At 73.5% G+C, this 18,565-nt stretch carries 13 protein-coding genes and 2 pseudogenes; 6 read left to right on the top strand and 9 right to left on the bottom strand.

The annotated features are described in order from the left end of the window. Nucleotides 1-91 precede the first annotated feature (91 nt). The 3 genes from OG900_19415 to OG900_19405 all read right to left on the bottom strand — a co-directional run bounded on the left by OG900_19415 (nt 92) and on the right by OG900_19405 (nt 4,016). On the bottom strand, nt 92-2,050 hold the full coding sequence (locus OG900_19415) for an amino acid transporter (protein ID WUH92063.1): 1,959 nt from the start codon (nt 2,048-2,050) through the stop codon (nt 92-94). Between the two features lie 298 nt (nt 2,051-2,348). After that, nucleotides 2,349-2,909, bottom strand: coding sequence for a hypothetical protein (locus tag OG900_19410; GenBank protein ID WUH92062.1), 561 nt, complete (start codon nt 2,907-2,909; stop codon nt 2,349-2,351). A 174-nt stretch (nt 2,910-3,083) separates the two neighbouring features. Beyond that, complete coding sequence (locus OG900_19405) at nt 3,084-4,016, bottom strand: flippase-like domain-containing protein (protein ID WUH92061.1); 933 nt, start codon at nt 4,014-4,016, stop codon at nt 3,084-3,086. Between the two features lie 412 nt (nt 4,017-4,428). On the opposite strand from OG900_19405, the gene OG900_19400 reads away from it, so the two are divergent. Then, on the top strand, nt 4,429-5,301 hold the full coding sequence (locus tag OG900_19400; protein WUH92060.1) for an aldo/keto reductase: 873 nt from the start codon (nt 4,429-4,431) through the stop codon (nt 5,299-5,301). A gap of 6 nt (nt 5,302-5,307) precedes the next feature. On the opposite strand, the gene OG900_19395 is transcribed toward OG900_19400, so the two are convergent. Then, nucleotides 5,308-5,997 carry a response regulator transcription factor gene (locus tag OG900_19395; GenBank protein WUH92059.1) on the bottom strand — a complete coding sequence of 230 codons (690 nt, stop codon included), beginning with the start codon at nt 5,995-5,997 and terminating at the stop codon, nt 5,308-5,310. Continuing rightward, nucleotides 5,994-7,259: a histidine kinase gene (locus OG900_19390; protein WUH95836.1), complete on the bottom strand. Its 1,266-nt coding sequence runs from the start codon at nt 7,257-7,259 to the stop codon at nt 5,994-5,996. The genes OG900_19395 and OG900_19390 overlap by 4 nt, the downstream gene beginning before the upstream one ends. 390 nt (nt 7,260-7,649) lie before the next feature. Here OG900_19390 and OG900_19385 point away from each other — a divergent pair, with 390 nt between their 5' ends. The 5 genes and pseudogenes from OG900_19385 (at nt 7,650) to OG900_19365 (ending at nt 13,258) form a co-directional block, all read left to right on the top strand. Beyond that, a complete protein-coding gene (locus OG900_19385) occupies nt 7,650-8,399 on the top strand; it encodes an ABC transporter ATP-binding protein (protein ID WUH95835.1) in 750 nt (249 codons plus the stop codon). Continuing rightward, nucleotides 8,396-10,783, top strand: coding sequence for an FtsX-like permease family protein (locus OG900_19380; protein WUH92058.1), 2,388 nt, complete (start codon nt 8,396-8,398; stop codon nt 10,781-10,783). Before OG900_19385 ends, OG900_19380 begins: the two co-directional genes overlap by 4 nt. A 166-nt stretch (nt 10,784-10,949) precedes the next feature. Further along, nucleotides 10,950-11,243: a zinc ribbon domain-containing protein gene (locus tag OG900_19375; protein ID WUH92057.1), complete on the top strand. Its 294-nt coding sequence runs from the start codon at nt 10,950-10,952 to the stop codon at nt 11,241-11,243. A 215-nt stretch (nt 11,244-11,458) separates the two neighbouring features. After that, a pseudogene (locus tag OG900_19370) lies at nt 11,459-11,908 on the top strand (ATP-binding cassette domain-containing protein). A 225-nt stretch (nt 11,909-12,133) separates the two neighbouring features. Then, a pseudogene (locus OG900_19365) lies at nt 12,134-13,258 on the top strand (serine/threonine-protein phosphatase). A 65-nt stretch (nt 13,259-13,323) separates the two neighbouring features. Here OG900_19365 and OG900_19360 read toward each other — a convergent pair. From OG900_19360 to OG900_19345, 4 genes are all read right to left on the bottom strand, one after another. Continuing rightward, nucleotides 13,324-14,070 carry a hypothetical protein gene (locus OG900_19360; GenBank protein ID WUH92056.1) on the bottom strand — a complete coding sequence of 249 codons (747 nt, stop codon included), beginning with the start codon at nt 14,068-14,070 and terminating at the stop codon, nt 13,324-13,326. Nucleotides 14,071-14,090: 20 nt separating this feature from the next. After that, complete coding sequence (locus tag OG900_19355) at nt 14,091-15,266, bottom strand: hypothetical protein (GenBank protein WUH92055.1); 1,176 nt, start codon at nt 15,264-15,266, stop codon at nt 14,091-14,093. 162 nt (nt 15,267-15,428) lie between these two features. After that, nucleotides 15,429-17,453 (bottom strand): S53 family peptidase, encoded by a 2,025-nt coding sequence (locus OG900_19350; protein ID WUH92054.1) that lies wholly within the window; start codon nt 17,451-17,453, stop codon nt 15,429-15,431. A 236-nt stretch (nt 17,454-17,689) separates the two neighbouring features. Further along, entirely contained in the window at nt 17,690-18,499 is an 810-nt protein-coding gene (locus tag OG900_19345; GenBank protein WUH92053.1) for a polysaccharide deacetylase family protein, read from the bottom strand. Nucleotides 18,500-18,565 lie beyond the last annotated feature (66 nt).

The following is an 18,565-nucleotide window of genomic DNA, read 5'->3' as shown; positions in this document are numbered from 1 at the left end:
CCGCGGACGCCTGTTGACGCCGCCCTGACGGCGCCGCCCGCGGTCCATACGCGTCCCTGACGCGGACGCCGCCCGCCGGTCCCGCCGGGCGTCAGCCGACGTGCACCTTCGGGCGGCGGGAGCGGTCGGGTTCCGCCTCCCGCAGCACCTCGCGGGTGACCGGGGCGACCTCGCCGTGGCCGAAGAGGAAGAAGCGCAGGAAGTTCGCGTACGGGCTGCCCTCGGTCCACTCGAAGTAGATGTGCGGCTTGCACCCGGTCGCGTCCCGTACGTGCAGCAGCAGCGCGGCCAGCGCGTTGGGCACCGACGAGCTCTCCAGCGACAGCACCCGGTAGCGCCCGTGCAGCACCTGGCCGCGTACGGTCAGCGCCGACTCGAACTCCGACGCGTCCATGATGGTGACCTCCACCAGGACCAGGTCGTCCTCGGCCGGGATGTCGTTGTCCAGCCGGATCTGGGCGAGCTTCTCGCGGTATTCGGCGGGGTCCCGCAGCCCCGGCTCGTTGGCGACGAAGCGGACCCTGCGCTTGGCGATGTCCCGCACGAAGCGCTCCGCCATCGGGTCGAGGCGCACGCTGGTCACCCGCAGCTCGAAGGCGCGGGCCAGCCGGGACAGGAACGACACCAGCATGATGCCCGCGATGAAGCAGGCGCCGATCTTCACACCGTCCGGCCGCTCCAGCACGTTGACCACGGTCGTGTAGAGGAAGACCACCGCGATCACACCGAAGCCGACCGTCCACCGCCGCTGCCGCGCCTTGCGGGCCGCGATGGTCACCGCGATGGCCGCGGAACTCATCAGCACCAGCACACCCGTCGCGTACGCGCCGCCCTGCTTGTCCACGCTGGCGTCGAAGATCCACGTCACCAGGAAGGCGACCAGCGTGAAGACCAGCACCATCGGCCGCACCGCCCCCGCCCAGTGCGGCGCCATGCCGTAGCGCGGCAGATAGCGCGGCATCAGGTTGAGCAGGCCCGCCATCGCCGAAGCGCCGGCGAACCAGAGGATCGCGATGGTGGAGAAGTCGTAGACCGTCCCGAAGCCCGAACCCAGGTACTGGTGCGCCAGGAAGGCCAGCGCGCGGCCGTTGGCCGGGCCGCCCGCCTCGAATTCCTCCTTGGGGATCAGCACGGTCGTCAGGAAGCTGGTCGCGATCAGGAAGACGCTCATGATCAGCGCGGCGGTCGTCAGCAGCTTCTTCGTGTCGCGGATCCGCCCGGCCGGATGCTCCTCGGTGTCGTCGGGACCGCCCTTGACGTGCGGCATCACCGCGACACCGGTCTCGAAGCCGGACATGCCCAGCGCCAGCCTGGGGAAGATCAGCAGGGACACGCCGATCATCACGAAGACATTGCCGCGCTCCACGGTCAGCCCGTGCGTCCAGTCCGTCACCAGGTGCGCGGCGGTCAGCACATGCCACAGGCCGTCCACCACCACGACCACATTCAGCGCCAGATAGATCCCGACCAGGACCACGGCCACCCCGATGGCCTCCAGGAAGCCCTTCAGGAAGACCGCGCCCAGCAGCGCGATCAGGCCCAGCGTGATCACCATCTGGTGGCCGCCGAGGCTGGAGCTGAAGTGCGGGTTCTCCACCAGGTGGGTGGAGGCGTCCGCCGCCGACAAGGTGATGGTGATCAGGAAGTCGGTGGCCGCGAAGCCCAGCAGGGCCAGCACGAACAGCTTGCCCTGCCAGAACGACAGCAGCCGCTCCAGCATCGCCACCGAGCCCGCGCCGTGCGGGCTCTCCTCCGCCACCCTGCGGTAGACGGGCAGCGCGCCCGCGAGCGTCACGACCACCAGCACGATCGTCGCGATCGGCGACAGCAGCCCGGCGGCGAGCGCCGCGATGCCCGGCTGGTAGCCGAGGGTGGAGAAGTAGTCGACACCGGTCAGGCACATCACCCGCCACCAGCGCTGCCCCTGGTGCACCGCCTGCTGCCTGCCCTCGCTGCCCGGCTCCTGGTGCTGGTGCCTGGCCATGTCGGACAGGCCCTCCAGCAACCACGAACGGAGCCGGCCGCGTTCCGTCCCGGCGGTGGTGGCCATCGACCGTGCTCCTGTCGTGCGGTGCCGCCGCCGGGCGACAGGCCGACGACAAGGCGTGGTGATGCAGGCCATCGGAAGGCGGAGATGGCCTGGTCAGCGTTACGCAAACTGGTCGCCGTCGACCGTGCGCGCCACCGCACCCCCACGGCATGGTCCGGCCGCGGGAGAACAGGTGCGGGAGCCTCGGTCAGAGTGCGGCGCCCCGGCTGTCAGCGGGGCGCCGCAGGACTTTTCCATACGTGTTCTTAACGCCGACGGGCGTTCCTTGACGCCGTCGGGTCTTCCGCTACGGCCGAGGTCATGCCTCGGCGGCGGTCTTCCCGTCCTCGGTGGCCTCGGTTTCCTTGGCGGCGGTCTCGGTGGCCTCGGTGCTCTCGGTGCTCTCGGTGGCCTCGGCCACGGACCCGGCTTCCTCCTCCGCCGCGGCCGCCTTCTCCTCCGGGTCCTCGAAGTGCTCGTCGAGTACGGCGTCCAGCTCGGCCGTCCAGGTCTTCAGCAGACCGCGGGACCTCGCCTCGACATGCGCCTCGAACCAGCGGCGCGGGCCCGTGTAGACGGTCACCTCGAAGCGCTTGCTGAAACGCGGCGTCTCGATCTCGACCGCGCCGATCTCGTCCCAGGTGAAGTCGGCCTCCTCGCCGTCCAACCGGAAGACGATGCCGACCCGGTCGGCCAGGATCGTCGCGCGGCGGTCCGAGACCTCGAAGAGCGGCTCGCCGCGGTCCTCGTCCTCGTCCTCCTCGCCACCCTCTGCCACGGGGCCCGGAGTGACCTCTTCTTCCGCTTCCGCCGCTTCTTCCGCGACCTCGGCCACGTCCTCCTCGGGCGGGGCGGCCTCGGCCGGATCTGAGGCTTTCACCTCGTCCGCGGCAGGACGCGGGGGCAGGAGACCTGGCACGAATGCCGGATCGGTCCCTGCGGGGTGTATCGCCGGTGTGATCGAACCTGTGCGCTGCTCCACGGCGGGCAGTATGGCCGATAAACCTGTGCTGTCAACAGTCGCCCCCGCCCCGGGGGTTCACCGGAGCGGCACTCAGACGACCTTGCGGCGCACCAGCGCGCCGAGCGTCAGGGCCGCGGGCAGCAGCGGCAGCCACGCGGTGATGATCCGGTAGCCCAGCACCGCGCTGGTCGCCGCCGTCGCGGGCGACCCCGCCGCGACCAGCGCCAGGCCGAGCGCGGCGTCCACAGAACCGACGCCGCCGGGCGTCGGTATGCCCGCGGCCAGGCAGGTCGCGGCCAGATACGCGACCGCCACGTTCGCCGCGGGCACCGGGAGGGCGAGGGCGTGCGCCACCGCCACGAGGCCCGCGGCCTGCAAGGCGGGGAAGGCCAGCGACCCGCCCCACAGGGCCAGCGCTCTCGCGGGCCGCATGTGCAGGGACCTGGCGTCGGCCAGGGCCGTCACCAGGAAGCCGCCCACCAGGCGGCGGGCCGGGCGTATCGCCACGACCAGCGTCACCGCTGCCGCGGCGGCGACCGCGAGCGCGGCGGCGGCCACCTCGACCGTGCCGCGGTCCGGCACCAGGCCCCGCACGCGCAGCGCGTGCGGGAAGACCAGCAGCATCGTCGTCAGCAAGGCCACCCGGCCGACGGACTCGGCGAGCGAATACAGCGCGAGCGCGGCGGACGTGCGCGCCAGCGGCAGGCCGCAGGCGCGCAGGAAGCGCAGATTCACGGCGCCGGCGCCGATGCCCGCCGGGGTCAGCTGGTTGGCGGCTGTCGCCGCGAACTGGGTCGCCAGGAGGCGCCCGGCCGGCAGCGGCTCCAGCACCGTGCCCTGCCGTGCGACGGCGATCGCGACCCACCCGAGCGCGGTTGCCGCGAACGCGGCGGCCAGCCAGGTCCGGTCGGCGGCGACCAGGTCCCGGCCGCCGGCCGTCAGCAGGCCGCGATGCCATGCGGCCCATACGGCCACCGACGCGAGCGGCCCGACGGCCGCGGCGACCCGCCACGTCTTCCCCACGCCCCCACCTTCCCCCGCCAACCCTTCCCCCGGGCATCCCCGGGGCGACCCCCACGCGTCCCTGCGGTGACGTTGCCCTCCGCGTAGGGGGGTGCCCCCCAGGGGCGCGGGGAACGGCGCGACCAGCCGTCGACAAGCTGCGCGTCGCCACCGGCCGTGAGGGGCTGTTGCTGTCGCATCCGGACCACCGGCGGGTGGGTGGCTGAGCGCGCCCACGCGGCGCCAGCCGCAGATCAGATGCAGCCCCGCGCCCCTGGGTGGTTGCCCTCAGCGGCAGGCCGCGCCCCTGAGGGGCACCCTCCGCTGCATGCGGCGGCCCGGGGGGCACCCCTGCGGCAGGGGAAATACCGGGGGACCCGGGTGGCGTTGGGTAGGGCGTCACGCCAGTCACACCTCCGCTAGGGAGCTCGAAATGCCAGAAACCACCGCCCTCCCCGCCGCGGCAGCGGGGAGCTTCCTGCTCGGCGGGGATCTGCCGGTGAACAGGCTCGGGTACGGGACGATGCAGTTGACCGGGCCGGGGGTCTGGGGGGACCCCAGGGATCCTGAGGAGGCCGTGCGGGTGCTGGAGCGCACCGGCGAGCTGGGGATCAACTTCATCGACACCGCCGACGCCTACGGGCCCTTCACCGCCGACCTGCTGCTCCGCAAGGCCTTGCACCCCTACGCCGACGACCTGGTCATCGCGACCAAGGCCGGCTTCTCGCGCCCGGCCCCTGGCACGTGGGTGCCGATCGGGCGCCCGGAGTATCTGCGGCAGCAGGTCGAGCTGAGCCTGCGCCATCTCGGCGTGGAGCGTATCGACCTGCTCCAGCTGCACCGCGTGGACCCGAAGGTGCCGATCGCCGAGCAGGTCGGCGAGCTGGCCGCGTTGCAGGGCGAGGGCAAGATCCGGCACATCGGGCTGAGCGAGGTGACCGTCGCGGAGATCAAGGAGGCGGGCGCGACAGCGACGATCGTCTCGGTCCAGAACCGCTTCAACCTGGCCGACCGCGCCGCCGAGGACGTACTCGACTACGCCGAGGCGCAGGGCATCGCCTTCATCCCGTGGTTCCCGCTGGCCACCGGCGCCCTGGCCGGCGCCGACAGCCCGCTGACCCGGATCGCCGCCGACCGCGGCGTGGCCCCTTCGCAGCTGGCCCTCGCGTGGCTGCTGCGCCGGTCCCCGGTCATCCTGCCGATCCCGGGCACCTCGTCGGTGGCGCACCTGGAGGAGAACACCGCGGCCGCGGGCCTCGTCCTGACCGACGCGGAATTCCAGGCGCTGGAGGACGCCGCCCGCTGAGCGGGGTCAGGGGCGGGGGGCGGCGCCCGGGGTGATGAGGCCGGACTCGTAGGCGGCCACCACCGCCTGCGCGCGGTCGCGCAGGGCCAGTTTGGACAGGATGCGGGTGACGTGGGTCTTGACGGTCGCCTCGCTCACCCCCAGGGCCCGCGCCAGCTCCGCATTGCTGAGGCCGCCCGCCAGCATGCGGAGGACCTCCAGTTCGCGCGGTGTCAGGGCCGCGAGGTCGCGGTGGACGGTGGAGGCGCCGCGGCCGCCGGCGGCGGCGAAGCGCTCGACGAGCCGCCGGGTGATCGCCGGGGCGAGGAGCGCGTCGCCGGCGCGGACCAGGCGGACCGCGGCGACGAGGTATTCGGGCGTGACGTCCTTGAGCAGGAAGCCGCTCGCCCCGGCCGCCAGCGCCGCGTAGACGTACTGGTCGAGGTCGAAGGTGGTGAGGATGACGACGCGCGGCTCGTCGGCGGTGCGGCCGGTGAGGATGCGGCGGGTCGCTTCGAGGCCGTCGAGCCCCGGCATGCGGATGTCCATCAGGACGAGGTCGGGCCGGGTGCGGCGGACCGCGTCGACGGCCTGCTCGCCGTCGGCGGCTTCGGCGACGACCTCGATGCCCGCGGCGGTGAGGATCATGCGGAAGCCGGTGCGGACGAGGCCCTGGTCGTCGGCGATGACGACCCGCAGGGGCGGCTGCGTGCTCATGCGTCTCCTACCGGGATGACGGCCCGGACCCGGTAGCCGCCGGTGATGCGGCGTCCCGCGTCGAGGGTGCCGCCGTAGACGGCGAGGCGTTCGCGCAGGCCCATGAGGCCGCGGCCGTTGCCGCTGCCCGCGGCCGGGGAGGGGGTGCCGCCGGTGTCGGCGACCTCGACGCGGACCTCGCCGGGCAGGTAGTCGACGGTGATGCTGACGCTGGCGCCCGAGGCGTGCTTGACGGTGTTGGTGAGGGCTTCCTGCGCGACCCGGTAGGCGGCCAGGTCGACGCCCGCGGGCAGCGGGACGGGTGCGCCGGTGACGGTGAGGTCGACCGGGACGCCGGTGCCGCGTACGCGCTCGGCCAGCACGCCGACCTGGCCGAGGCCCGGCTGCGGGGCGAGCTCGGCGGTGGGGGCGCCGGAGGTCTCCGAGGTCATGGCGAGCAGGCCCATCACATGGCGCAGCTCGGACATCGCGGCCCGGCCCGCGGACTCCACGGCGAGCAGCGCCTCCCTGGCCAGGTCGGGCCTGGCGGCCATCACGGTGCGGGCGGCGCCGGCCTGCACGGTCATCATGCTGACGTTGTGGGTGACGACGTCGTGCAGCTCGCGGGCGATCCTGGCGCGCTCCAGGTCCACCGCGAGCCGGGTCGCGGCCTCCTTGTCGGCCTCCATGGTGCGCAGCCGCTGCCGCCAGGTGTGCATGGTGTTGGCGGCGAGCCCGAGCGGCACCAGCACCACGAAGGGCACGAAGCCGGGTGTGATGTCGGGGACGTTCGACTCGTGGAGCGCCCCCATGAGCACACCGCCGACGAGCAGCGCGACCCCGGTGAGCCGCCGGTAGGGGCTGTAGAGGGCGGCGCTGTAGGCGGCGATGAGGCACGCGACGAAGGTGAAGACGGTCGGGGCGTCGGCCCGGAGAGGCGCCCCGGACTCCTGCTCGGCCCAGTGGAAGACCAGGGTGCCGGTCAGCACCGCGGTGAAGGCCGCGACGGGGTAGCGGCGGCGCAGTGCGAGCGGCAGCGCGGTCAGTGCGGCGAGCACCAGCAGCCAGCCGGGGGCCGAGGCCAGCTCGGTGTGGTGCGCTCCGGCGAGGTAGGGGTATCCCAGCGGGTCGGGGCGCGGCACGGGAGGTATCGGCGGTGCGGGCGGCTGCGGCCTGCCGTCGGGGCCGAGGAAGAAGGCGGGGACGGCGGGCCCCGCCGTGTCGTCGGTGGCGGCGTTCGCGGTGGCGTAGACGGTGGTGGCGGCGAGGAAGACCGCGAGCATCACGTCGGCGACCCACGCCCAGCGCGACAGCCGCTGCGGCCCGTCGGGCGCGGGCGGCGCCGGGCGCCACAGCGGTGCCAGCGCGGCCCTGATCCGGGCGGCGGCAGGCGGGGTTGTCGTCACCGGCCCAGTGTGCCCAACCCGCGTGACCTGGTACATCCCCCGGCCGACCGGTGCGGGCCCTGGCGGCGTACGACTTCGGCGTACACCTCCGGGATGACGCCGGCCGCCGTCCGCCCACCGCGGTAGCGGGGATCCACAGGCCGGGCGACGCGGCGCCCGACGCGCCGACCCTAGCGTCGGGCCGTACCGCACAGGCGGCCCGCACAACCGGCCCGGGGTGGCCCGCACAGGCGGCCCGCGACGGCCCGCACGGGGAGGACCCACGTGATCAGCAGCACGCCCATCATCGACATCCGCGAGGTGCGGAAGACCTACGACGACGGCCCCGCCGCGCTCGACGGCCTCTCGCTGACCGTACGGGCCGGCGAGGCGCTGGCGGTGCTCGGCCCCTCGGGCAGCGGCAAGTCGACGCTGCTGAACCTGATCGCGGGCCTGGACCGGCCGACCGGCGGCAGCGTCACCGTCGACGGGGTCCGGGTGGACCAGCTCGGCGAGACCGGCTCGGCCCGTTTCCGGCGGGAGCGGATCGGCATGGTCTTCCAGTTCTTCAACCTGCTGGACGACCTGACGGTCACCGACAACGTGCTGCTGCCCTCGCAACTGGTCGGCGCGGGCCGCGCGCAGGCCAGGGCGCGGGCGGCGGAGCTGCTCGACCACCTCGGCATCGCGCGGCACGCCCGCGCCTACCCGGGCCGGCTGTCCGGCGGCGAGAGGCAGCGGGTCGCGGTCGCGCGCGCCCTGATGAACCGCCCCGCGCTGCTGCTCGCCGACGAGCCGACCGGCGCGCTGGACACCGCGTCGGGCGCGGAGGTGCGCGAGCTGCTCAGCGAGCTGAACGACGACGGGCAGACGATCCTGCTGGTCACGCACGACCTGGCGCTGGCGGAGGGGTGCGCGAGCCGCACGATCGAGCTGGTCGACGGGCACATCGTGCGCGACGTGGGCGGCGGCCGGCGGTCCGCCCGCCCCGGGCACGCGGACGGTGCGGCCGGCGGCTCCGCGGCGGTGGCGCGGTGAGCGCGATCGGGAAGGTCGTCAGGGCCGGGGTCGGGCGGCGGCGGGTGCAGACCGTCGTCATGGTGCTGACCACGATGACGGCGGTCACCGCCTCGGTCATGGCGGGCGGCCTGGTGGTCGCCTCGCAGGCGCCCTTCGACCACGCCTTCGCCGAGCAGCACGGCGCGCATCTGACGGGCCGTTTCGACGGCCGCAAGGCGACCGCGGCCCAGGTCGCCGCGACCGCGCACACCGCGGGGGTGACCGCCGCGGCCGGGCCCTTCGCCGTGGTCTCGGCGGCCCCGCGGTTCGAGTCGGACGGGGTGGTCATGGACGGCATGCCGCCGCTGACGATCGCGGGCCGCGCGGACGGCGGCGGCCCGGTCGACGCCGTCACGCTCGACCGGGGCCACTGGGTCACCGGGCCCGGCCAGATCGTGCTGACCAGGCCGGAGGACGCCCCCGTCATGGGCCGGGTGGGCGGCACCGTCAGCTTTCCCGGGTTGCCGGGGAAGCCGTCGCTGACGATCGTCGGCTACGCGCGCTCGGTCAGCAGGACCGCGGACGCGTGGGTCGCGCCCGCCGAGATCCCGGCGCTGACCAGGCCGGGCGCCACGCCCTCGTACGAGATGCTCTACCGCCTCGCGCACGCCAGGACCGGCGCCGACCTCTCCCGCGGCCGGGACGCGCTGGCGGCCGCGGTGCCGCCGGGGGCGCTCACTGGGGCGGCGTCGTATCTGGTCACCAAGCACACCGCCGACCAGGAGACGGCGACCTTCGTGCCTTTCATCGTCGCCTTCGGGGTGCTCGGCCTGGTGATGTCGGTGCTCATCATCGGCATCGTGGTCAGCGGCGCGGTCAGCGCGGGCACCCGGCGGATCGGGGTGCTCAAGTCGCTCGGCCTGACGCCGGGCCAGGTCGGCAGGGCCTACGTCGCCCAGGCGCTGATCCCCGCGGCGGTCGGCACGGCGCTGGGGGTGGCGGCCGGCAACCTGGCGTCCGTACCGCTGCTGGCGCAGGCCTCGGACGCCTACGGTGCCGCGGCGCTGACCGTCGCCTGGTGGCTGGACCTCGCGGTGCCCGCGGCGGTGCTCGCGCTGGTGGTGGCGAGCGCGCTGGCCCCGGCGCTGCGGGCGGCCCGGCTGCGTACGGTCGAGGCGCTCGCGGTCGGCCGCACCCCGCGGGTCGGCAGGGGCCGCGTCGCCGCCCGGCTGGCGTCCCGGCTGCCGCTGTCCCGGGCCCTGACCCTCGGCCTGGCGGGGCCCTTCGCCCGGCCCGCGCGCTCGGCGACGATCTGGGCGGCGGTCGCCTTCGGCGCGATCGGCGTGACCTTCGCCTTCGGGCTCGGCTCGTCGCTGTCCGCGATCCAGGACGGCCTCAACCGGGACTCGCCCGGCGAGGTCGCCGTCGACACCTTCGCGCCGCCCTCCGGCCCCGCCGCCGGCAGCGGCCCCCGCAGCGGCCCGCCGGGAAGGCCCGCCCCCGCCGACGCGGCGGCCGTCGCCCGTACGATCGCGGCGCAGCCCGGCACCGCCGGATACTTCGGCACCGGCCACCAGCAGGCGACCTTCACCGGTGTCCCGGGCGCCGTTGACGTCACCACCTACCAGGGCGACTCGTCGTGGGGCGCCCTCCAGATGGTCTCGGGCCACTGGCTGGACGGCCCGCGCCAGATCGTCGTCGGCCGCCGCTTCCTGGAAGCCGCGGGCAAGCACGTCGGCGACAGCGTCACCCTCGAAGGCGACGGCCGCAGCGTGTCGGTGCGCATCGTCGGCGAGGCGCTGACCGTCGACGGGAGCGGCATGCACGTGGTGGCCGACACCGGCGCCTTCGCGGCGCTGGGCGCCGACGTCCGGCCCGACACCTTCGAGGTCCACCTGGTGCACGGCACCGACCGGGCCGCCTACCTCCGCGACCTGAACACCGCGCTGCGGCCCGTCGGGGTGGCGGCCGTGGCGCAGAGCGACCAGACCAGCTCCACGGTCGTCGCGATGGACACGATGATCGCGATGCTCACCGTGATGCTGGTGGCCGTCGCCGGCCTCGGCGTCCTCAACACGGTGGTCCTCGACACCCGGGAACGCGTCCACGACCTGGGCGTCATGAAGGCCCTGGGCATGGCACCCCGCCAGACCGTCGCCATGGTCGTCACGTCCGTGGCCGGCGTCGGCGCCCTGGCGGGCGTGGCCGGCGTGCCCCTCGGCATCGCGCTGCACGGCTATGTCGTCCCCGCCATGGGCACGGCGGCCGGCACCCACATCCCCGGGGCCGACCTGCACGTCTACCACGCCCTCCCGGTCCTCCTGCTCGCCCTGTCAGGACTGGGCATCGCGGTGGCGGGCGCCCTCATGCCGGCCACCTGGTCGGCCCGCACCTCGACGGCGTCGAGCCTACGCACGGAGTAGGGGGCAGGGAGCGGGGGGAGCCGCACCGGGCCGCGGCCCGGCGCGGCTCCGGCGCCGGTGCGGGGCGGGACGCGGGGCAATTCGGTGGCGGGACCCGCATATCGCGAGGTCCTCCGGGTGGGGCACACTCTCCCCAGACGGCATACCGATTCGAGGGGGAATTCGCATGATCATATTCGGGACCAAGGGATATCTGTACACCCTGGCGATGATCACGCTGGTCTGCGGGCGCTGCGGGAATCCGGCCGCGCACTCGCTCAAGAAGCGCGTCACCAAGTTCTCGCTCTTCTTCATCCCGCTCTTCCCGATCAGCACGAAATACGTGACGCAGTGCACCTTCTGCGGTGCCGCGCAGCAGCTCTCGAAGGAGCAGGCCGACCAGCTGCTGGCCAGTGCCCAGCAGCCGCAGGCGCAGTACGGGCAGCCGGCCGTGCACAACCACCAGCACCCCACCGCCTGAGCGGTCGGGCCGGACACACCCCGCGGCGCCCGGAATACCGGGCGCCCACCTGTATTACGGTGCGGTTGCGATCTGCCGCCCGCCACGGTGCGCGGGGGCGGTACGCCGGGCAGACTCGGGTAACGGGGCGGCGTGCGCCCGGGGGCAGGGAGGTGGTTTACGTGACCGACAGCCCGCTGCTTTCCGTGCGCGGAGTCTCGAAGCGGTTCGGTGCGGTGCAGGCGCTGTGCGATGTCGACCTCACGATCAACGAGGGCGAAGCGGTCGGCCTGGTCGGCAGCAACGGGGCGGGGAAGTCGACGCTGGTCAAGGTCATCGCGGGGGTGACGCAGGCGGACGTCGGGGTCGTGGAGTGGCGCGGGCGGGTCGTCGACCTGCGAAGACCCCAGGACGCCCTGAAGCTCGGGATCGCCACGATCCACCAGGACCTGTCGCTGTGCGACAACCTCGACACCGTCGAGAACCTCTTCCTGGGCCGGGAGTTGCGCACCCTGGGCATGCTCAGCGAGATCAAGATGGAGAAGCGGGCCCGCACCCTGCTGGACGCGCTGTCGGTGCCCATCGACAGCCTGCGGGTGCCGGTGGCGTCGCTGTCCGGCGCGCAGCGGCAGGGGGTGGCCATCGCCAGGGCGCTGATCGGCGAGCCCGAGCTGATCATCCTCGACGAGCCGACGGCCGCGCTCGGGCCGCGGCAGGCCGCCCGGGTGCTCGAACTGGTGCAGCGGCTGCGCGACCAGCACCTGGGGGTGCTGCTGGTCAGCCCGGAGTTGGAAGAGGTGCGGGCGGTCGCCGACCGGACGGCGGTGCTGCGGGTCGGGCGCAACACCGGCTTCTTCGACACCAAATACACCACCCAGGAGCAGCTCGACGCGGCCATCACCGGCAATACGGCGATGGCGGTGAATCTGCAGCAGAGCCTGCTGCCGCACGGGCTGCCCGACCAGAGCGCGCTCGATGTCGCCTTCCGCTACCTGCCCGCGCAGGCGGGCGTCGGCGGCGACTGGTTCGACGTCATCCCGCTGGCGGGCGCGAGGGTCGCGGTGGTCGTCGGCGACATCGTCGGGCACGGCATGCACGCGGCGGCCACCATGGGGCGGCTGCGGACCGCGGTCTTCAACTTCTCGATGCTGGACCTGCCGCCCGACGACCTGCTGGCGCACCTGGACGACCTGGTCGGCCGGATCGACAAGGACGAGTCGACCGGCGGCGGCCTGCCCGGCGCCGGTGCGCCGATCGCCGGGGCGACGTGCCTGTACGCGATCTACGACCCGGTCACCCGCTGCTGCCAGCTGGCCAGGGCCGGGCACCTGCCGCCCGCGCTGGTCCTCCCCGACGGTTCGGTGGAGCTGCTCGACGTGCCGGCCGGGCCGCCGCTGGGCCTGGGCGGGCTGCCCTTCGAGGCGGTGGAGCACCGGTTGGCCGAGGGCAGCCGGCTGGTGCTCTACACCGACGGCCTGGTCGAGGACCGCGCCAGGGACATCGACGTGGGCCTGGACATGCTGCGGGCCGCACTGTCCGGGGCGCCGGGGCGTACGCCGGAGGAGACCTGCGACGCGGTGATGGCCGCGATGATGCCGGCCGTGCCCACGGACGACATCGCGCTGCTGGTCGCCGAGACCCGCGCCCTGCCCGAGGACCGCATCGCCTGCTGGGAGGTGCCCACCGACCCGGCGGCGGTGGGGGCGGTGCGCAACAGCGCCACCGACCAGCTGGCCGCGTGGGGCCTCGACGAGCTGGCCTTCACCACCGAGCTGATCCTCAGCGAGCTGGTCACCAACGCGATCCGCTACGCCACCGGCCCGATCGACGTACGCCTGCTGCTGGACCGCAGCCTGATCTGCGAGGTCGGCGACTCCTCGAACACCTCCCCGCACCTGCGGTACGCCGCGACCACCGACGAGGGCGGGCGCGGCCTCTTCCTGGTCGCGCAGATCGCCGAGCGGTGGGGCACCCGCTACACCCAGGCCGGGAAGATCATCTGGGCCGAGCAGCGGCTGCCCGCCGCCCGCCGCTGACCCGCCCGGGAGCCGGGGCCCGCTGCGCTTCGTGCTGGACGACCGGGTCTGCCCCCCCGGGCGGTTCAGGTGAAGATCGCCAGCGCGCGGACGTCGAGGGTGTCGCTCTCCGGATGCCAGGTGCCGGCCTTGACCAGGCACAGCGCCGCCCGCAATCTCGCGGCCGGCCCCGGCACCGCGGCCCGGAAGCCGTCCGGGTCGCAGGTCAGGCGTACCCGGGCGCTGCCGCCGTAGAGCGAGGTGAGGACGGTTCCTGTGGTGCCGTCGCCGGTGAGGTCCGCGGTCAGCAGGACGAAGCCGTCGGTCGCTGCGCTGAGCCGCGCGCCGGGCACCGCGGAGGAGGTGCGCAGCGACGGGCCGCGCTCGATCGTGGCGCTCCGCAGGTCGGCCCTGACGACGGCGCCGCTCCGCTCCAGGGCGTCGAGGATGACGCCGATCACCGAGATCGGGGTGGCCTCCTCGATGTAGCTGGTCACGACCTGGCGGCTGGTCTCGTAGCTCGCGTCGGGGCTGAGCGCCGGCAGCAGCCGCCAGGCCAGCCGGACGGCGCCGCCGCTGCTGGTGCGCTGCTCGACCTCCCGGCGCAGCGCCGCCGTGTAGTCGTTCATCTGGTAGTTGTCCATGATCTGGCCGCTGTCGAGATACAGGCAGGTCCGCCCGGCCAGCAGCCCGGCAGACGGGCTGGCCCCGCGCCGCAGCCGGGGGCCGGCGATCAGCACGACCAGGGCGACCGCACTGGACGCGGTCAGCAGCCACAGCACCATCCAGGGCCAGTTGACGTCCCACCACAGGCCGTCGTCGAAGACGGGCACGCGGACCTCCTCCCCTGCCGCTACGGGCAGTCCTTGATCCCGTCGATCATCCGCTCAAGCACCGGGGTGTCCGGCATCTCCGCCGAGGTCAGCCCGCCCGCGGTGGGGTCGGGGACCGGGACGTGCTCCTTGCGCAGCGTCCCGTCGAGGGCCTCGCTGCCGGTGACCCGGTAGCCCAGCTCGGTCTCCCGGCGCCGGATCTCCGGGTCGCTCGCGAGCAGCTCGCCGAGCCGGTCGGCCCGGTGGTCCAGCGCGATGAAGGACGGCCGGCTGAGCAGCTGCGACGACGGGTAGAGCAGCACCCGGCTGTCGTCCGGTTCGCCGTGCGCGGCCCGGTAGGCGGCCTGGTAGGCCAGGAACTGGTGCTCGTAGACCACCACGACCGGGTCGATGGCGGGCCCCGAGCGGGAGACGTACGACGTCATCAGGTCCGCGCCCGGCACCCCCTGCCTGAGCACCAGGTCCCGCATCCGCGCGGCCAGCCGGTCGGCCTCCGGGTAACCGGTCGGCACCCGGAGGCCGTTGAAGGTGAAGGCGATAAGCCCCAGGTAGCTGTCGGCGGAGTTGGACTGGCAGATGTCCGAGGTGTGGGCCAGGACGAGGTTGCCGCTGGTCGCGCCCGGGGTGCGGAAGCCGATGCTCTGCCAGGTGCGGGTGCCGAGCTTCAGGAAGCGGGCCATGTCCAGGGAGTAGTAGAGGGGCCCGGTGGCCCGCGCGTCCCCGTCCGCGGCGAGCGCGTCGGCGTAGGGCCGGTAGCTGGCCAGCACCAGTGGGCTGGCGAAGGGGTGCCAGTCCTTGTCGTAGCGCCCCTGCCGCTGCCGGGTCTGCTTGATCTGCATCGCGGCGTCCTCGCCGGAGGGGAAGACGAAGTCCAGCCCCTCAAGGCTGCCGTTGGCCACCTCCCGCGATCCCGCGGTGAGGGTGTCGACCTTCAACCCGTGCTTGCGCAGCAGCCGTGTCATCCGCGGGTCCTCGAAGAGGTCACCGACCGACGCCAACCGCCCGGTGAGTGTGGTGACATGCTCGAACGGCACCCCCAGCCGCCCGTTCGCGCCCAGCACGGCGGTCCCGCCGACCAGCATTCCCATGGCGAGCGTCAGCCGGGCGATCCGCCCGACCCGCCTGCGCACCGCCCCCGGCGCCGCCACCACCGCCAGTGAGGGCTCGGCGGTCCCCCCTAATCCCGGTTCCGCCATCCGGTGCCCCCCGTAACGCTCCGTCGTAACAACCTCACCCTTCCAGGGAACGGTGACACGGCGGACACGTCCAGGCCAACGGCAGGTGTCGCCGGAGTGCGTGAACGGCCGGAGCCGGGGCCCGCGTCGGACGCGGGGCCCGGCTCCGGGGGGCGGGGTCGGTCAGTGGGAGCGGAGGTAGGACAGGGTCGGGGTGCCGAGGCCTGTCGCGTTGTCGTAGCCGCGGACCGCGTTGAGCGAGGTGTCCTGGCCGAAGGCGACCAGGCGGGCGGTCAGCACGCCGTTGAGCGTGCCGAAGTCCACGATGCTGCTCAGCGGGGTCTTGGCGTGGTGCGCGGCGTTCTCGTCGACCACGTCGCGCAGCTGGCCGGGGTGCGCGTAGAGCAGCGGGTTGGCGAAGCCGATGGCGTGGTGCCTGGCCTGGAGCGCGTCCGCCTGCACCGCGGCGAATTCGGGCGACGAGACGCTGGTGCCGCCGTAGCCGGCCTCGCTGTAGTCGGCGCCGTCGGAGATGCCGACCAGGACCGAGGTGTAGAGGTCGCCGACCATCGACACGTCGGGCGTGACCCGCATCGCGCCGCGGCTGTGCGCGCCCGTCATCAGGGTGTGCGACAGCGAACCGGGCACGGCACCGCGCTGGTAGGCCGGCTGCGCGAAGTCCTCGCTGGTGCCGCCGCCACCGCCGAAGTAGAAGGGCGCCGGGACCGCGGGGACCCAACTGGTGCCGTCCGCCGACAGGTTGGAGCGCAGGGTGCCCATGTCGGTCTCGAAGCCGTAGCCGCCCGACTTGTTGCTGATGCCCAGCGCGGTGCCGCCGACCGAGGTCACCCACGGGTCGGAGTCCGGCCAGTTGGCCTGCGCCCGGGTGGTGTCCTTCTGGCAGTTGGCGCCGGTCGCGGCCGCCAGCGGGCTGCTGTCACCGCAGTCGCCCGCGGAGAAGCCGATGCCGATGCCCTCGGCCGCGGCCTGCTTGAAGACCTGCTCGTACGCGGCGATCTCGGACGCCGAGACGTCGAGGTTGTCGCTGGTGTGCATGATCTCGCCCCACGAGTTGGAGACGACATCCGCCAGGTGCTGGTCCACGATCGTGGTGATCGCGGCCAGCAGGTCGTCGTCGTTGCAGGAGTTGGCCCCCACGTAGACGACCTTGGCGTCGGGTGCGAGCCCGTGCGCCATCTCGACGTCGAGCGCCTCCTCGGGCGCCCAGCCCTCGGGCCCGCCGCACAGGTCCTGGTCCTGCCACTGCGCCGGGTCGACGTGCTCGGTGTACTGCCCGCTCTTGAAGGCCTTGTCACCGTGGTTGACCGCGTACTGGTCGGCGTCGGCGAGCATCGTGGAGCTGCCGTACGCGTCCACGATCGCGATCGTCGCGCCCTTGCCGGTCAGCCCCGACGCGGTGATGCCGTACGCCTTGCGCAGCTGCGAGGGGTAGAAGGAGCACTGGTCGAACGGCGTCGCGCCCTTGGCGTAGCCCGCGGGGCCCGCCGTGGTGGACTTCTGGCCCCAGTAGTCGGAGCAGGTCGCGGTGGTCGGCAGGGTGCCCTTGCCCTTCTGCGGGGTGACACCCTTCTGGCCCTTGGCGACCACGCCGGGCTCGTCGTCGACCCGGACCGAGTCGGGCCTGGCCTTGGCGCCGGCCGTGCTGAGGCCGCTGACGCCGAGGATCGCGGAGGACACCGACGCGGGGACGGTGACGTCGCGGGCCGGGGCGTGCCGCAACTGCCCGCCCACGCGGTATTGGCGGATGCCGGTGCCGAAGGCCTTGGCGATCGCCGTGTCGGTGCCCTTGACGGTGACCGCGTGCTGGGTGCTGCCCACCACCTTCAGGCCCGCGCCGGTCGCCCACTTGGTGACCGCCTCGACCTGTGCGGGCGTGGCGCCGAACCGCGCCTGGTATTGCGCGGGGCTGAGGAAGCGCCCGTAGGCCGCGTTCGCCGGGTCGGAGACCGCGGTGGCGTACGCGGTCAGGCCCGCGGGGTCCTGGCCGGCGAGATAGACGGTGCCGGTGATCTCGGTCCCGGCCGGTACGGACCCGGCGTCGCCCGCCGGTGTCGCCCACCCGGGGTGGCTGCCCGCGATGGTCTTCGCGGCGGGTGCGGCGTCGCCGGCCGCCTGCGACGGGGCGGCGACCAGCAGCGTGCCGGACGCCAGGGCGAGCGAGGCCGCCGCGACCACGGCGGCCCGCACTGCACGGGGTTTGCGTATGTCGGTGATGACTACTCCAACGGGTGGCTCGGTAGCGGGACTGCAGCGTTCGGCGACCGGAATTGACGGCCGCCGGGCTGTAGTGTGCACGCCACCCGAAGGCGGAGGGAACCATGAAAGGTGGTCCTTAGCTGGACCTTTAACCACCCGGCAGTGACATCTCGTGTAATGTCCCGCTACTTGCGGACCCCCGCGCACGGGCCGCCGGGCGCGGACCGCTACTTGTAGACCTTGCCGGGCTGCGGAGTGCCGGGAGCCAGCAGCTGCTTGACGGTGACGAAGGTGTAACCGCGGGCCTGGAGGGTGGAGATGATCGCGGGGACGGCCGCGATCGTGCCGTTGTAGCCCTTGTTCGTCGGGTCGACCAGGTCGTGCAGCAGGATGATGCCGTCGCGCTTGGTGTGGTCGAGTATCCGATCGGCTATCAGCTTCGGGTCGGTCGTCCGGTAGTCGGCGCCGTCCGCGCTCCAGACGACCTCCGCCATGCCGAGGTCCTTGGCGATCGCGGTGACGGTGCTGCTGGTGCGGCCCTGCGGCGGGCGCAGCAGCGTCGGGCGTACGCCGATCACCTTCTGGACGGCGTCCGCGCCCTCGGTGATCTCCTTGCGCACCTCGTCCTTGCTGATCTTGGTGAGGATCTGGTGCGACCAGGTGAGCGTCTCGACCTCGTCGCCCTGCGCGGCCATCGCCTTCACCATCTCGGGGTGCTTGCGCACATGGTTCTTGCCGAGCGTGAAGAAGGTCGCGTGGATGTGGTATTTGTCCAGCAGGTCCAGTATCTGCGGGGTGCGGACGCTCGGGCCCGCGTCGAAGGTCAGGGCCACGCACTTGGCCTTGCGGCAGTCGACCGAGCCGCCGCCGGGAGCCGGCGCGAAGGCGGCGGCGCCGCTCGCCGCGACGTGGCCCCTGGCCTTCGCCGGGGCCGTCGCGTCGTAGCCGTTGCAGCCGCTCAGGCCGACGGCGACGGCCCCCGTGGTCAGCAGCGCGGCCAGCGTACGGACGCGGCGCGCGGTGGTGGTGCTCCGCATGCGGGTGTTCCCTCTCCTCGTGGCCGATCGCCCGTTCGGGCGGACCGCGAGGAACTATACACATAG

This window comes from Streptomyces sp. NBC_00433 (genome assembly GCA_036015235.1).
Classification (GTDB): Bacteria; Actinomycetota; Actinomycetes; order Streptomycetales; family Streptomycetaceae; genus Actinacidiphila.
Note: the sequence above shows the minus strand (reverse complement) of the source record. Positions and strands in the feature narration are given on the sequence as shown.